The sequence below is a fragment of the Kitasatospora sp. NPDC058046 genome (assembly GCF_042885595.1).
In the GTDB taxonomy this organism is placed as follows: domain Bacteria; phylum Actinomycetota; class Actinomycetes; order Streptomycetales; family Streptomycetaceae; genus Kitasatospora.
In genome coordinates this window covers 1-15,732 of sequence record NZ_JBHVRS010000029.1, presented here as the reverse complement: position 1 = coordinate 15,732, position 15,732 = coordinate 1, and the positions used below count along the sequence as shown (strand labels likewise).

The window sequence follows — 15,732 nt, the reverse complement described above, 5'->3', positions numbered from 1 at the left end:
GCCCCCGTCCTTGAGGGGAACCGGGGCGCCGGGCTCGGGCGGCACCCCGCCCCCTCTGGAAGGACACGTTCGTGAAGCTCACCGTGATCGGCTGCGGCTACCTCGGCGCGACCCACGCCGCCGCGATGGCCGAACTCGGCCACCAGGTCCTCGGCATGGACACTGACACCGACAAGGTCGACGCCCTGAACAAGGGCCAGGCCCCGTTCGTCGAACGTGGCCTGGACGACCTGCTGGCCAAGCACACCACCACCGGCCAGCTCAGTTTCACCGCCTCCTACGCGGAAGCCGCCGCCTTCGCCGACGTCCACTTCCTGGGCGTCGGCACCCCACAGCAGCACGGCAGCGGCGCCTACGACCTCACCCACCTGCACACCGCCGTTCGCCGCCTGGCCCCCAGGCTCGGCGACGGCGCGCTGATCGTCGGCAAGTCGACCGTCCCGGTCGGCACCGCCGCCCAGCTGCGGCAGACCCTGAACGAACACGTCCGCGACGGGGCGAGCGTCCGCCTGGCCTGGTCGCCGGAGTTCCTGCGCGAGTCCTTCGCCGTCCTGGACACCCTGGAGCCAGACCGGATCGTCCTCGGCGTCGAGGACGGCGACACCGGCAGCGAGGCCGTCTTCCGGAACGTCTACGCCGGAATCCTGGCCGCCGGCTCCCCGCTCATCGTCACCGACATCGCGACGTCCGAGCTGATCAAGGGCGCCGCGAACGCCTTCCTCGCCACCAAGATCTCCTTCATCAACGCCATGGCCGAGCTCTGCGAACTGGCCGGAGCCGACGTCCAGCAGGTCGCCCTCGCCCTGGGCTACGACCACCGGATCGGCGCGAAGGGCATGCGGCCCGGCCTCGGGTTCGGCGGCGGCTGCCTGCCCAAGGACCTGGCCGGGTTCACCCACCGCGCCGAAGAGTTGGGTGCCGACACCGGCCTGCTCCGCCAGGTCGCGGCGATCAACCGGCGCCGCCGCGAGCACACCGCCGACCTCGCCCGCGAAACGCTCGGCGGCACCCTGGCCGGCAAGCGGATCGCAGTCTGGGGCGCCGCATTCAAGCCCAACACCGACGACATCCGCGACTCCCCGGCCCTCGACGTCGCCGACGCCCTCCAGCGAGCCGGCGCCGAGGTCACCGTCCACGACCCCGCCGCGATGGAGAACGCCCGCCGGGCCTACCCCCACCTCGACTACGCCGACGACCCCGCCGCGGCCGTCACGGGCGCCGGGCTGCTGCTGCACCTGACCGACTGGCCCCAGTACTCCGACACCGACCCCGCCGAGCTGGTCCGGCACATCGCCGTCCCCAAGGTCATCGACGCCCGCGGCAGCCTCCACGCGAACCGCTGGCGCGCGGCCGGCTGGACCTTCCGAGCCCTCGGCCGCCCCTGACCACCAACGCGGGGTGCCCCTGAGCCGTCCTGACGGCTCAGGGGCACCCCGGGTTCCACCCCTACTGGTGACCTGGCTGGCCAGAGCGCCCGGGTGGTGTCACTCGGCTTGATCCGGGCCGAGGGTTTCCTCCGTGGACACTCCGCTTCGGTTGCATCGGACGGCTCAGCCTCGAACCAGGACCCGATGTTGTTCCATATGAAGGGGGCCTTCCACTCGGGCTCTCCCTTCATCCAGCCGAGCATCGCCGCGATGACCTTGTCACGTGAGACCGTCCGGGTCTGGTAGTGCTCGGCAGGGACGCCTTCCCGGTACTCCAGCTGGAACGTGTTGTCCTCACGCATCCGGACCTGGACATACCAGTCTCCCGACTCCTCATCCACGCGTTCGAGGATCAGAGCGCCGCCGCGCTGCAGATTGGCTACTGCCGCGCTCACGGTCGGCTTCGACGGTCGCTTGGCCAGCAAGCCCGCCCGATTCTTCATCACCAGCATGCCGGGATCCTGCCTCAACCGGCTGACATCCGTAGTCCGGGAAGGACAGTCAGAATGATCACGTGGCTGAACGCATGCAGGTCCGTGAGATCGATGACGACGAGGGTAGACGGTTGCTGCGGATCGTCCGCCGGGGCACCGGGTCGGTGGTGACCTGGCGCCGGGCCCAGATGGTGCTGCTGTCCGCCCAGCGCATGCCCGTGGCGAAGGTCGCCGAGGTGACGTTCACCAGTCCGGACCGGGTCCGGGACGTGATCCACAACGTCAACGCCGACGGCTTCGACTCGCTCTACCCGAAGTACCGGGGCGGACGGCCGAGCACGGCCTGCCGTTCTCGACCTGGAGCCCGGCCAAGCTGGCCGACTTCCTGGCCGCCGAGGGGGTGGTCGACCACATCAGCCACGAGGGCCTGCGGGGCCTGCCCCGCGAGGAGGGCGTCCAGCGACGACGAGCACTGGCAGCGCGCCGAGACCCGCAACTTCGCCTCGCTGCTCACCGCGGCCGGCCGGGCCCACACCGCCCGCAAGTCCACCGCCCAACCGCCGCCCCCACTGGCTGACCGACCCGACCCACCAGGGCCTGCCTTCCCACCGGGAAGGCGGGCCCTTTTGCATGCCCAAGGAACGAACGCGCCGAGGCGTCCAGGGCAAACAGAACCGCCCGGCCGCCCAGTAACCGAGCTGAACCCGGTGGTTGACGGTCGGCACCCTGCCCGACGAACAGCGCGTCCGCCCACTCAACCGCACCAAGGGCCCGCCTCCGGAGAGGCGGGCCCTTCCGCCATGCCCCGATGAAGGAGACCCCTTGCCGACGCTGCACTATGCCCCCGCCGCCGCCCGCGTCCTACGCTGCATGGAACGCCACCGCACGGACGCGGCGAAGCTGCGCCGGGTGCGCCGCGCTCTCGATCAGCTCGCCGCCGACCCCCGCCACCCCGGCCTGCGCACCCACCGCTACCACGCCCTGCCCGGCCACATCGGCCGCCGCGTCTTCGACTCCTACGTGGAGAACGGCGCCGGAGCCTGGCGGATCTACTGGGCCTGGGGCCCGGACGCGACCGCTCGCCCCGAGGACGAGGGCCAGGGTGACGCGGTGCTCACCGTGCTGCTGATCGGCCCGCACCGCTGACGTCCTGCTACCCGACCCGCGACCGGATCGTTGACCTGGGCATGGGTGCCTTGAACGACCGGACCGACGCGCTGACCGACGTCGTGTGCGGGCTGGCCGAGCGGGTGGCGGCGCACGGCTGGTCGCCGTCGGCGGCCACCGACACCCTCGACGGCGTCGACGCGCTGCTCGACCTCCTCGGCCAGCTCGGCCCCGAGGCTGCGGCCGTGCCGGAGCCAGCGCTCGCGGCCTCGGCCCAGGGGACGATTCATGGGGACCGCGGCGCCCTTCCACCGGCCATCGAGCTTGCCGGGCCGCTGCCGGTTCCGTCCGCGGCGTCGTCCGCTTAGGTCCGGGGCGCTCCTCCCGGCGGCGGTGTAGGCGGCCAGGGCTGCGCGTTGATGGCGGCCGTCGGGCGTGTGAGCAGGCGGATGCGGCAGCGGGCGAGGCGGGCGCTGTCGCGGCGGGTGTGGGGGAGGACGATGGCGTCGCTGCGGTCGACGGCGGTCACCAGGCGCCGCAGGGCGTGGTCCGCGGCCAAAGACGGCCCGCGGTCCCGCGCCCGCCCCCGCGCCGCGCAGCGTACGGGCTGGGCGGCGCGGCACCGCGGGTCGTCTCAGCGGACGGTCTCCGCGACCTGGTGTGCCCGACGGATCTGGTTGCCCAACTGGGCTGCGGTGGCCGCGGCCTCGGCAATACGCTGGCCGGCCTCGGGCGCATCGGAGTCGGTGGTCATCCGGGGCAGAGCTCCGGCCTGCTGGAGGAGGATCCGTGACACGTCGTCCGTCAGGGCCTGGATCCATTCGAGCGTCTTCGCCAGATCCCGCGGCCGGTCCCACTCCGCCTTGCCATCGGCGAGGTCTTGGGCCACCGTGCGCACGGACTTGGCGGCGTCCTGGACCTGGTACGTCGGATCGTACGTTCCCACCCTGTTTCCCCTCACTCAAGGTCGTCGCACCCCAGCGTGCCGCACCGGGCGGCGACGCGGGTGTGAAATCACTGTTTCGCCGCAGCCTCCAGCGGCGAACTCAAGCGCGGGTGCTGGCTGTTGTCCGGCCTCCCGGGTACTCAGGAAGCCCTCTGGGACGTCCTGCTGGTGCTGCGCCGTACGGTGGCCGGTGACCCGGGCACGGACGGTGCGCGAGCTCCTGGAGGACCTGGGCACCCACCTGTTCACCCCGGCGCGCACGGTTCAGCCTCGTGGTCCCGTAGCGACGGCGGCGGGACGTTGGCGGGGCGGACAGGCCAGAAGCCCGTCCGCCCCAAGCCCTTCAGGGCTATGGCCTTTCCGTGGGCCGCCCTGTTGTTCAGAGGTCGTAGTCGTCGCGCGCGTTGCTGACCTTGCTGGCCAGCAGGGCGCGGCGCTCCTGGTCCTCGGGGATGATCCGGCCGATCTGGACATCGGTGACACCCAGGGCCTTGCCGGCGCGCGTCTTGCCGCCTCACTCGGGGCCCGCGAGTTCGGTGACCAGGCGCGCGTAGGCGCGCTGCTGCAGCGCGTCCTGGCGCGCGAGCGAGCGGCGCTGGCGCTTGATCTGGGCGGCGGCCAGGTCCGGCTCGACGGGCAGCGCCAGGAGCAGGACCGCGGCGTACTCGTCCAGGGCCGCCTGGTCCTGGTCGAGGTCGGCACGGCCCTCGGCGTAGCTGTCGAGGTCGTCCTGTCGGTCCTGGATGACGGAGACGATGTCGCCGAGGTCGTCGGCGGCGGCGTCAGGGGCGAGCTGCTGGATCCTCAGTCAGCTCGCCGCACTCCGCGATGTAGAGCATGGCGCCGGCCGCCTCGGCCAGCGCATGGAAGTTCCGCCCTTGGCCGGTGCCTGCCGTTTTGGTCCGCATGCCGCGATCGTGTCGGACGGCACCGGCAACTTGGCGGCCCCCGCGGTCGCGCGTTCGGCCGCCCGCAGCGCGGCGGACCTCCTCGATCGCGGTGCGCAGCTCCCCGGTCAGCCGTCGGGCCGCCGGGGCGGGCGCCGGAAGCCGGCCGCCGGATCCTGCGCGGAGCCTGGGCCGGCTTGCCTCGCTCGGGTCGGCGGTCCAGGCGGCCTCGGCCTCGTACCAGCGACGCTGACAGCTCCTCACGCGGTGTGGCCTGCTGTTTCACAAATTCTCAAACTGTACTCACAAGCTCACCCCCGTGCTCACCTTGATTCCCACGGCGATGTCCGGGCCGACGACGAGGCCTTCAATCGGTCGCCTCCATGTCGGCGCCGTGCGGCTGGTGGAGTTGTTCGGCGGTGCCGGCCGCCCCGGCCGGGGCTGGGGCCATCGGGGTCCGTCGTGTCGGCTCCAGGCCAGGAGCGTGCGGGCGGTCGCGGCGTGTGTGGTGAGGAGCTGTCGGCGCGCGGCGTCCCGTCGGGCAGGAACGGCAAGACCATGACCGCCTGGACGGCGGCGAGCGAGGCGATGATGAGCACCGGTGCGAGGAGCGCGGCCAGCAAGACCCACTGGGTGGAGGACGTCGCCCGGGCCGAGCAGGACACCCCGATCAGGCGCCGGCGGTGGTGATCACGGCCTACAGACACCGAGCGGGCGGCCCGGATACGGGGTATCACCGCCACCCGCGAATGGTGGGGAGCGGCCCGCGCCCAAGGCGCCCTGCTACTGATCACCGGGCCGTTCACCAGCGTCTTCGACTTCCGGCACGTCGCCGCGACCGGCCGGCTCTTCCTCCTCACCGTTCCGATCCGGCTCGCCATCGACTCCTGAGCAGCGGGTCCGGTCCCGGCCCGCCCCACCCACCGGGGTGCGGGGACACCGCTATCCCGACCCCGGTCGGGAAGCCGTCCCGCCGCCCCTCTGGCGGGCTGTCGCCGTTCCACCGGACCCCGCAGGCCCCGGATCGGGCGGTGACGGGCCCTCAAGCCCCCGGAGCGCTCCGCTCGGGCCCCGGGCCGCATGCGGCCGCCGCGCCTCGGCCCCCGCGGGGCCTCGCCGTGTGCCGCCGCCCGGGTCCTGCCTCGGTTCGTTACGTGACGGTTCGGTCCGGGGACTGGCCGCGCGGGGCCGCGTGTCGCAGGACGACTCCGGCGGCCCGGGAACGGACACGCAGTCGTCGACAGATCCCGAGAGCAGCGGGGGAGCGAGCGTGCCGTCGCCACCGACGTCGCAGCGGGCGGTGCGCCCGGACCCGAACGTCGGCCAGCGGGCCGCGCTCAAAGGCGGCGAACTCTCCCGCCGGACACACGACGTGCATCTGGCACGCCCGGCGAAGCGGCGCAACGCCTGCCGCGAGGGCGACCACAAGCACCCGCCCGTCGACATCGAACCGGACGGGGAACCGCTACGGCCGTGGGTGACCTGGTTCATCGACTGCGCCCGCAACGCCATCACCGGCGCGGCCGTCACCCCACACCAACCCTCCTCCAGGGACACGGTAGTGGCCGCGCTACGGATCGCCTTGTCACGGGACAAGCCGAGCGACCCCCGGCCGCCCCGGCCGCAGAGACGCGGACGGGGCGGGACACACGACGTCGGCCCCGGCACCGCGAAACGCTCGTTCGGGTGGTGCTGCCGCCCGCCGGCACAACCCGGGGCGCGAGCGGTCGATACTGCCCGTGTACAGCGAGAGGCAGGAGGACGGGGCAGTGACGGACACCTGGTCCCCGGTCGGAGCGGTGTTGCTGGCGAGTGCCCGCCACGCCCGAAACTGGCCCGAGCAGGGCGCGTGCTGGCTGCTGGCCGAGCACGGGATCGGCGAGAGCTACTGGCCGGGACAGCTCGACCGGGCCGGGCTGCTGGCGTGGCACCACGCCCGCCTGGGCGGCGCCCCCCACGCCCAGGCGTTCGTGCGCTGGCCGGCGCTTGCCCGCACCCTGACCCGCCAGATCGCCGACGGCCCGCTGCACGGCAGCCCCGCACAGTGGGCGGTACTGCGCGTCGCCCTGGCGCTGACGACCGGGCGCGGCGGCGACTGGGCCACCGACCTGTCACGGCTGGAAGAGATCAACCGGACCATCGTGCTGGGCGCGGTGGCGTGGGCAGCCGGGGGCGAGCAGGCGGCATATCCGTACACCCGGACCATCCCGGATGCCGTTCCCGCCGGTGGCACATGGGACTCTGAGTACGGTTCGGTAGCCCACCGGCCCGCCCGTGGAGCGACAGGCGGGGCCCGCCCAGGTCCGTCACGTGACGATCCGGTCCGGCCCCGATGAGTACCCGGCCGATCGTCGTCCGGGCGATGCCGGTCCGGGCGGGCCGCAAGAGCCCCTAGGCACACTGCGGCGGCCCGCGGCCAGCCCTACGGCCCCCTGCACCCGGGCCGGACCGACACACCCTCACGGCCCCCCGGAGCCTCCTCCCCGGCGTCGTGGCGCGGCAGGTTCGTCACGTGACGAACCCGGTAGGGCGCTTCGCGGTTCCAGCGGCCGTGACCTCCGGATCCGGTGCCAGCGACGGATACGGCCATGCGCCAGTGACGGTGAGGGCACAGGCCGTGGACGAGCAGGGCGTCGCCCGGGGCGGAGCGATGACACCGTCCCGTACATCCGCTGACGCGTGGCCGCAACGACCGGCGCCCTCCCACCCGTACCTCACACCCGCCCGCTGCGCCCCGAATTCGGTAGAAGCCACAGGTCAGATGGGATAGTGAGTGGGCGTCAAGGTGAAACTCACCACCCCGACAACCCTTCTCCTTCTTTGGTCTTGGTAGTTGGCAGTTGTCGTTGCCGGTCGGGATCGGCGCCTGCGGCGGGCCCTTCCTTCTTCGATGCCCGGCTGGTGCCGGCCGCGCGTGGTGGGGCGGCGCGAGGCGCGGACGGCCCTGCCCGCCGCGTTCCCCGGACACGGCGGCCACGGGCAGGGACGGCCTGGAGAGCCTCCAGCGGGCACCAGGCACCCGGGCGGGGGTCAACGCCAGTCGAGGCCGAGCGCGGCGAGTCGCTCCAGCTGCTCGCTGGTCAGCTTGACCCGGCGGCTCCTGGTGTTCGACAGGAAGACCCCAAGCCGTACGGGCACCACCGCCCCTCCACCGCCAGCCCGGCCGCCGCCGTCGTGCACGGGAATCTCTTCGACATGGCCCCGGGGCACGGTCACCGTCCCGGTCCGCTCCCGGTACCGGGCGAGCGCGGCCAGACCCCGGTCGAACGCGCCCGGCTTCCCGCCGGCCTTCTCCACCACGCCCTTCGCGGCGGCGGCCGGGACGGACTCCGGCCCGACACCGAGCGCGGCCAGCCGGCCCTGCTGCGCCTCGCTCAGGCCCTGCCACACGATGTGCCGGCGCTGCCGCTCCAGCCACCTCCCGACGTCGAGCCCGTGGAGCGTCACCCCCGGCAGCAGATCACCGAGCTGCGCCCCGCCCTGGAGGCACTCGGCGACGGCGGCCCAGTGGCGCTGCCAGTCCAGCGGCCATACCGGGTTCCAGTCCGGGTCGATCCCGGCCAGGGCCTCGATCCGGTCCGGCCGGCCGTCCAGGACACCGGGGCGGCGCTGGTTGGACAGCCACTGCCCGACCGGCTTGCCCAACGCCGTCGCGGTGCGCGGCGCCGCCAACGTGCCGTGGTGGGCGTAGTACTCGCGGGCGGCGGCGAGGTTCTCCTCCCACCCGGCGTCCAGCGGATCCCACACCATCCCCAACGACTCCAGCCGCCAGGCCCGCCGGCCCTCCATGAGTGTGAAGTTGCACATATTTGTCGTCGGATGCGGTGGTTTTCTGTCGTTGAGTGTGGGGGTGTTTTTGCTGGTCAGTGGTAGTGCTGGCTGATGGCGCGTCAGGTTGGTGCGGTTTTCGGCGTCATCGGGGTGACGTTCCTCCTGGTCGCGTTCGTGCGGTTTCCTAAGCGCTGACAGGGTGTCCGGCTTGTACCAGATAGTCCCGCCGGGTGTCACCGGAATGCGGTTTCGGGCGTCATCGTGGTGCGGCCGCTGTCTTCATGAACGGGCAGGGGACAAGCCCGGCCGTTGCAGGGGCTGTCGAACAGGTCGGGAGGGCATGGATGGCGGACGGCGGCGGTGGTTCGGGAACGGCATCGTCCGGGGGTTCGGCGGCCGCGGTTCGGGAGCAGGTGGTGTTCCGGCTCCTGGCCCTTCAGGAGCGTGGTGTCCTGACTCCCGATCATGTACGCCGTGCGGCTTTCGCGGCGGGCCGGTCGGTGCGGACGGTGCAGCGGTGGCTGCAGGAAGCCCGGGAGGAGGGCCGGACGGCGCGCAAGCCCCGGCTGCGGTTCACGGTCACGGACGAGGTCCACGCGCGGTTGGCATTGTGGTGCGGGAACGCGGCGGCGGTCCACCGGGAGCTTCTCGCGCAGGCCCGTGTGCCGGTGGACGACTCTGTGGACGGGAGTGCCAGTGGGGAGCCGGCTTCGGGTGCCGGGAGCGGCGGGGGAGTGGGTGTGCCGTCGTTGGCGACGCTCCAGCGGGCGGTGCGCCGTGACCTGAACCCAGGTCAGCGTGCCGCGCTCAAGGGCGGGGAGAGAGCCAGGCGGGCGCACGATGTGCATCTGGCCCGTCCGGTGAAGTGGCGCAACGCCTGCTGGGAGGGCGACCACAAGCACCTGCCCGTCGAGGTCGAGCTGGACGGGCGTGCGGTGCGCCCGTGGGTGACATGGTTCATCGACTGCGCCCGCAACGCGATCACGGGTGCGGCCGTCACCCCGCACCAGCCGTCCAGGGACGCGGTGCTGGCGGCGTTGCGGATCGCCTTGTCGAGGGACGAGCCGGGCGGCCCGTACGGGCCGATCGGAGGGCTGCCGGAGCTGGTGCGGGTCGACCGCGGCAAGGAGTTCCTGTGCGCCACGGTGACCAGGGCGCTGGGCGCTCTCGCGGTCCCGGTGCAGGACCTCCCCGCCCGCAGGCCGGAGTTGAAGGGCACGGTGGAGAACCTCAACCACTGCGTCGTCGACATGTTCCTGGTCGCGCAGCCCGGATACCTCCACGCCCCCGCCGCCACGACCGGGCCGCGGGGCCGGCGCGGCGACCTGGACGGCCTGCTGCCGTTCACCGAGTTCACCGCGCGGCTCCTGGACTGGGCGCGGTGGTGGAACACCGAGCACCGCCCGCAGCCGCTCGGCGGCCGCACACCGCTCCAGGCGTGGCAGAACGACCCCACCCCGATCGAGGACGTCCCGCCCGCCCTGCTGCGCTCCTTCACCCTCGAGGACGCGGGAGGCGACAAGGTCCTGTCCACGAAAGGCGTCTACTGGCGGGGCCGTTACTACGTCGGCCCGTGGATGCACGGCATGGACGGCACCCGGGTACGGGTGCGGTTCGTCCCCCACCACGACCACGAGATCGAGGTGTTCGACGCCGCCACCGGCGCCCACCTCGGGCCAGCGCACCTCGCGGACGCCGCCACCGCGGCCCAGCGGGCCGCGCTGCGCCGGGCGAAAGACGCCCAGCGGCGGACGATGGTGCGGGCGCTGGCCTCCGCGGACCGCCAGCGCCGCCGGCTGGGCCGCTACGGCGCGGTCACCGGGCCGGGCCAGCCCGAGCCGCTGGCGGCGCTGACCGCAGCCGAGGCCGAGGAGCAACTCGCCTCGGCCGCCGGGGCCGGGGGCTCTTTGGCGAAGCGGGCACTGCCGGACCTGATCCCGCCCAGGCAACCCCCGGCCTCCTGGGCCCGCCCGATCCCGCTCCAGCCGACCACCCCACCAGCCACCGACACCGCCCAGGACCCCGAAGACGGCAGCCGGGACCCCGCACCACCGTGCCCCTGAACCCGACCACCCCACAGACAAGGACCGACGCGATGACCACCACCGGCCGTCTGGGCCGCCTGCCGGCCGAACGCGAGGACCACTACATGCGCCTGGCCGGCGCGCAGATCGTCGGCACCCGAGCGCTGCTCGCCGCACGCGAGAACATCCGCGCCGCGATCGACGCGAAAGCGATGATCTGCATCTACGGACCCACCGGTCACGGCAAGTCGTTCGCGGTCAACGCCTCCCTGCGCGAACTCGCCCCCACCCTGACCCACCGCATCCAGTTCCGCGCCCGCCCCTCCACCCGCGACCTGCGCCACGAACTGTTCCACGCCCTGGGCCTGCACGGCCGCCCGCCCTCCCACGCCATCGAGTTCGACCGCACCCTGCGCGGCGCCCTCGAAGAACGCCGGGTCCTGGTCTGCGACGAGGCCCAGTGGCTCTCCAAGCTCTGTTTCGAGTACCTGCGCTACCTGTGGGACGACGCCGGCACCGACCTGACGATCATCTTCACCGGCGGCAACGGCTGCTTCGAAATGCTGCAGAGCGAGCCGATGCTCGAATCCCGCGTCTACGCCTGGCAGGAGATCGACCCCATGCCGCTGGACGAGGTCCTCACCGTCATCCCCGCCTTCCACCCCATCTGGGCCGACGCCGACAAAGAACTGATCGCCCTGTGCGACCGCGAAGCCGCCCACGGCAACTTCCGCGCCTGGGCGAAGATCACCCACCACCTCACCGCCGGCATGAAGGAAACCCGCCGCACCACCGTCGACGAAGACCTCCTGCGCTGGGCCTACAGCAAACTCCGACACCGCCGGGCCGCCTGACCATGCTCACCTGCCCCCACCCACCACCGGTCACCATCGTCCTGGACCCCCGTGACGCCCTGCCCCACACCCGCACCGCCCAAGCCGCCCACGACCCCGCCACCGGCCGCGCCACCATCCACCCCACCATCGGCACCGACTCCACCATCTGCCTCGCCTACGACATCCTCGCCGCCCTCGGCAAACCCGTCCCCGTCACCGGCTACCCCCGCCTCGACCCCACCCCGCCCTGGGCCATGACCGCCGCCTGGATCCTCGCCACCCCCATCACCCACCTCACCGTGCTGCGCACCCACCTCCTCACCCGCCGCCGCCTCACAGACCTGCTCACACTGCGGGAACGCACCGGCGTGCACCTGGCCCTGGTCTGCCACCGCCCCCGCCCCACCCCCACCCTGGAACACGCGCTACGGGCCATCGACCACCGCATCGCCGAGGCCGCCGCCCACCTTCCCGGCGACAACGCCACGAACCCGCCCCGCCCGCGCCGACCGCTGCAGGACCGCTGGCTCAACCTGCCAGCCCTGACCACCTTCTGCTCCCTCGACAGCCCCCAGCGCTACTGCCGCTGCACCCCGCCCCTCGCCCACACCCGCGGCTTCCAACCACCGCAGATGCCTCCGGCCACCACCGCCGAGGTCGCCCGCCGCCTGCACACCGCCACCGCCCACCCCCACCTCGCGGCGGCCCTGGCCACCGCCGTCTTCACCGCCGCCTCCGACACCCAACTGGCCACCGCCCACGCCACCGACCTCGCCCCGCACGCGGCCACCATCACCCTGCACGACCCCGACGGCCTGCGCCACGGCTGCACCACCCACCCCGTACCGCCCTGGGCACGCCCCTTCCTCCTCGCCGCCTCCTACCAGCACAGGATCGCCGCGGGCGGCGACACCCCCCTGTTCACCGCGCCCTTCCCCCACACCGGCCTGCCCGACCCGACCGCCCTCGCCGAAGCCTGCAAACTACGCCCGCCCCAGCCACCCAGAAAGCGCCCGCGCTCACACCGCCCCGCCTCCGACAAGCCACCCCAGGAGACCATCTGGCCGCTCAGCAACGCCCACTACCGCTTCCCCTGGGCCGTCATGGAGGACATGCGCGGCTGCCCGGCACCGCCCGCCCGACACCGATAGCCACCCGAACCCGCTCCCGGCGCCGCCGCGTCCCTCAGGCATCCCCGCCCACCGACAGGCCCCGACTCCGAGAGGTTCACAAGGGGCTCCACCGAGGCGGCGATCCTGTCGAGCCGCCCACCGACGAGCCCGGCCCGCCAGCGGTCAGCGCCAGTCGAGGCCGAGCTCGGCGAGTTGCTCCAGCTGCGCTTCGGTCAGCTTGGCGCGGCGGGTCTTGGTGTTGGAGATCCACACCCCGAGCTTCACCTCGACGGTGTCGCCGTCGCCGTCGGTCAGCTCCTCGACGTGGGCCCGGGGCACGGTCACCGACTCGGTCCGCCCCCGGTACTGGGCGAGCGCGGCCAGACCCCGGTCGAACGCGCTCGGCTTCCCACCGGCCTTCTCCACCGCGCCCTTCGCGGTGGCGGCCGGGGCGGCCTCCGGCTCGACACCGAACGCGGTCAGTCGGCCCTGCTGCGCCTCGCTCAGGCACTGCCAGACGACGTGCCGGCGCTGGCGTTCCAGCCACCGCCCGACGTCGAGGCCGTGGAGCGTCACCCCGGGCAGCAGGTCCGCCGGCTGCGCCCCGCCCTGGAGGCAGTCGGCGACGGCGGCCCAGTGGCGCTGCCAGTCCAGCGGCCATGCCGGGTTCCAGTCCGGGTCGATCTCCTCCAGGGCCTCGATCCGGTCCGGCCGGCCGTCCAGGACACCGGGACGGCGCTGGTTGGACAGCCACTGCCCGACCGGCTTGTCCAACGCCGTCGCAGTACGCGGCGCCGCGAGGGTGCCGTGGTCCTTGTAGTACTCCCGGGCGGCGGCGAGGTTCTCCTCCCACGCCGCGTCCAACGGATCCCACACCATCCCCAACGACTCCAGCCGCCAGGCCCGCCGGCCCTCCATGAGGCCGGCCGCGTAGGCCTTGCGCTGCTCGCTCACCCAGTGCCCCAACGGGTACATCTGGTGCGCCTCCAGCCCGGCCCTCGTCGCCTCGCGGTGATCGAACGGCACCCGCAGATGCCCCTCCCGCTTGAAGTACTTCTCCGCCGCCGACCACCCCCGCGCCCAGTCCTGACGCTCCGTGTCGATCACATTGAACGACACCCACTGAGCGACCATCACCGGGTCCCTGGGGGCCGAAAAACGCAGCAGCATCCGGCTCTCCTTCTCACCATCCTGAGGCTCCGGACCGATATCAAGCGACGGATCCACCACGTCCTTCTGCTCGACCTGAGGAATCGCCAGCAATTCCACGGCCTCCTCATCATGAGCCCGCAAAGCCTGCAACACATTCACCAAAGGCCGATACGAACCGGACGTGAACATGTCCTGAGGCGCCTCACCCTCCTTCAAAAAGACCGGCACGACCAGACTGGCGAGCTTCCCCTCACCCGGCTGCTGCCGCAACGCCCGCCCGATCGCCTGCACGATGTCGTGCGGCGCCCCCTTCGGATCCAACAGCGCCACCGAGTCCACCGCCCGGATATCCACCCCCTCACCCAACACCCGACAGTTGCACAACACCGACCACAACACGCTGCGCCCGAACTCCCCGATCACCCGCCCGCGCCGCTCACCGTCGTGCTCGCCCTTCAGCCAGCCCGCCCAGATCCGCTCCGGGTACACCTCCGGATCCGCCGCATGCAGCCGCCGCGCCATCGCCGGCAACCCCTCCGCGAACGCGTTCGCCTCCACCGTCCGGTGATGGAACGTGATCATCGACCGCAACCGGTGCTGCGCCATGGTGCGGAGCATGGCGGCCTGGAGGGCGCCGAGCCGTTGCCCGCGGATCTCCTCCTGGCGCCGCTCAGGGCTCATCAGGCGCTCCGGGGTGACCACCGGGTCGGTCAGCTCGACGACGATGATCTGGTAGCGGGCGAGCAGTCCCCGCTTCACCGCCTCGGACAGCGGGAGCTTCCACGCGACCGGGCCGAAGATCGCCTCGTCGTCCATGGACGCGGCCATCTCCTGCGGCAACGGGTCGTACCGCTCGCCCTCCCGCAGCTCCCAAGCCGGCGCCGGCCGCTCCTGCCAGATCCGCGGCGTCGCCGTCGCGTACAGCCGCCGGGCCGCCGGGATGACCTCCTGGTGGTGGATGTCCGCCCACGCCTTCCCCAGGCTCCCCGACGTGCGGTGCGCCTCGTCGACCACGGCCAGGTCCAGCGGGTCCAGGCGCTTGCCGTAGGCGCCCTCGAAGGCCTCCGCCAGCACGCCCAGCGAGCTGTAGGTGGCGAACATGGTGACCGGACCGGAGCCGTGCCACATCGCGAGCCGGACCGGGTTCGTCGTGCACCGCACGTCCATCGACCACAGCTCGACGTCGTCCTCCATCGAGCACACCGCCACCGCCGGCCCCGTGTGCCCGACCTCCCGCCACGCCTTGACCGTCTGCCCCAGCAGGGCCAGCGTCGGCACCAGCACGAGCACCCGGCCGCGCGGCACCATCCGCCGCGCGGCCGCCGCGCAGATGAACGTCTTCCCGGTCCCGCAGGCCGCGTGGATCTGAGCCCGCAGCCCGTTCCAAGGAATCGACCCGCCCGGCGGGATGTCCAGCGCGCGAATGATCGCGTCGACCGCCTCGACCTGGTGGTCACGCAACTCGATGGGCATCGCCCCGTCCCTTCGTGGAATGCTGGAGGGGACTCCCTTGATCGCACAACACCCGCAAGAGAGTCGAACACCGGGGGTGCGCCAGCAATCCTGACTCTACACAGTGCATCACTATGACGCATCAGGCTTGCCGGAAGATCAGGCCTCAAGGTGATGCAGGCGGTCTCCGGGAATGAAGCCAGGCTTCGAGTGGCACACTCGCCCGCAGACAAGACCCCTTGGAGGCAGGTGGCGAAAGGCGTTCAGGGTGGATGGAGCGAAGCGGAGTCCACCGGGCTCGACAGGGATGCCAGCCGTGACCGGCCATGAGGTCACGGAGAGCCACAGGGCAGGGGTAGAAAGGAACCCCTGAGCCTACACAGTGCCGCGCATGATGCACCCCCGCCCCTCCAGTCAGCCGGATTCCCCGAAGCGAAGCGGAGTGGGAATCAGATCAATGAGCGCCTGCGCGAATTGATCCGAATTCCGCCTGCGGAATTCAATTCCGGCGTTTACGCCGGAATCCCGCCGAAGCGAAGCGAAGGCGTTCCCTGCCCGGCGGCTTGCCGCCGGGGTACCCGCTC

Annotated in this window: 12 protein-coding genes and 1 pseudogene; 9 read left to right on the top strand and 4 right to left on the bottom strand. The window is 72.3% G+C overall.

Annotation, left to right across the window (positions count from 1 at the left end; translation table 11 throughout):
• The first annotated feature begins 71 nt into the window (after positions 1–71).
• From ACFVU7_RS38830 to ACFVU7_RS38815, 4 genes and pseudogenes are all read left to right on the top strand, one after another.
• Entirely contained in the window at positions 72–1,385 is a 1,314-nt protein-coding gene (locus tag ACFVU7_RS38830; protein WP_388050668.1) for a UDP-glucose dehydrogenase family protein, read from the top strand.
• 556 nt (positions 1,386–1,941) lie between these two features.
• A pseudogene (locus ACFVU7_RS38825) lies at positions 1,942–2,354 on the top strand (transposase); the annotation flags it as partial.
• Between the two features lie 329 nt (positions 2,355–2,683).
• Positions 2,684–3,007: a hypothetical protein gene (locus ACFVU7_RS38820; RefSeq protein ID WP_388050665.1), complete on the top strand. Its 324-nt coding sequence runs from the start codon at positions 2,684–2,686 to the stop codon at positions 3,005–3,007.
• A gap of 41 nt (positions 3,008–3,048) precedes the next feature.
• Entirely contained in the window at positions 3,049–3,336 is a 288-nt protein-coding gene (locus ACFVU7_RS38815; protein ID WP_388050662.1) for a hypothetical protein, read from the top strand.
• On the opposite strand, the gene ACFVU7_RS38810 is transcribed toward ACFVU7_RS38815, so the two are convergent.
• The gene (locus tag ACFVU7_RS38810) at positions 3,333–3,527 is read right to left on the bottom strand and encodes a hypothetical protein (RefSeq protein ID WP_388050659.1); all 195 of its coding nucleotides are present in this window, start codon (positions 3,525–3,527) and stop codon (positions 3,333–3,335) included. The genes ACFVU7_RS38815 and ACFVU7_RS38810 overlap by 4 nt on opposite strands.
• A 75-nt stretch (positions 3,528–3,602) precedes the next feature.
• Positions 3,603–3,914, bottom strand: a complete 312-nt coding sequence (locus ACFVU7_RS38805; RefSeq protein WP_380662434.1) for a hypothetical protein — start codon at positions 3,912–3,914, stop codon at positions 3,603–3,605.
• 1,445 nt (positions 3,915–5,359) lie between these two features.
• Here ACFVU7_RS38805 and ACFVU7_RS38800 point away from each other — a divergent pair.
• Both ACFVU7_RS38800 and ACFVU7_RS38795 read left to right on the top strand, forming a co-directional pair.
• Positions 5,360–5,491 carry a hypothetical protein gene (locus tag ACFVU7_RS38800; RefSeq protein WP_388050656.1) on the top strand — a complete coding sequence of 44 codons (132 nt, stop codon included), beginning with the start codon at positions 5,360–5,362 and terminating at the stop codon, positions 5,489–5,491.
• Between the two features lie 1,079 nt (positions 5,492–6,570).
• Entirely contained in the window at positions 6,571–7,137 is a 567-nt protein-coding gene (locus ACFVU7_RS38795; RefSeq protein ID WP_388050653.1) for a hypothetical protein, read from the top strand.
• A 694-nt stretch (positions 7,138–7,831) separates the two neighbouring features.
• Here ACFVU7_RS38795 and ACFVU7_RS38790 read toward each other — a convergent pair.
• A complete protein-coding gene (locus tag ACFVU7_RS38790) occupies positions 7,832–8,608 on the bottom strand; it encodes a helicase associated domain-containing protein (protein ID WP_388050650.1) in 777 nt (258 codons plus the stop codon).
• 380 nt (positions 8,609–8,988) lie between these two features.
• Here ACFVU7_RS38790 and ACFVU7_RS38785 point away from each other — a divergent pair, with 380 nt between their 5' ends.
• The 3 genes from ACFVU7_RS38785 to ACFVU7_RS38775 are packed head-to-tail and all read left to right on the top strand — an operon-like array spanning position 8,989 to position 12,583.
• Positions 8,989–10,635 carry a Mu transposase C-terminal domain-containing protein gene (locus ACFVU7_RS38785; protein WP_388050647.1) on the top strand — a complete coding sequence of 549 codons (1,647 nt, stop codon included), beginning with the start codon at positions 8,989–8,991 and terminating at the stop codon, positions 10,633–10,635.
• 32 nt (positions 10,636–10,667) lie between these two features.
• A complete protein-coding gene (locus tag ACFVU7_RS38780; protein WP_388050644.1) occupies positions 10,668–11,450 on the top strand; it encodes an AAA family ATPase in 783 nt (260 codons plus the stop codon).
• A gap of 2 nt (positions 11,451–11,452) precedes the next feature.
• Positions 11,453–12,583: a hypothetical protein gene (locus ACFVU7_RS38775; RefSeq protein ID WP_388050641.1), complete on the top strand. Its 1,131-nt coding sequence runs from the start codon at positions 11,453–11,455 to the stop codon at positions 12,581–12,583.
• Positions 12,584–12,727: 144 nt separating this feature from the next.
• On the opposite strand, the gene ACFVU7_RS38770 is transcribed toward ACFVU7_RS38775, so the two are convergent.
• Positions 12,728–15,169 (bottom strand): Helicase associated domain protein, encoded by a 2,442-nt coding sequence (locus ACFVU7_RS38770; protein ID WP_388050638.1) that lies wholly within the window; start codon positions 15,167–15,169, stop codon positions 12,728–12,730.
• Positions 15,170–15,732: the final 563 nt, after the last annotated feature.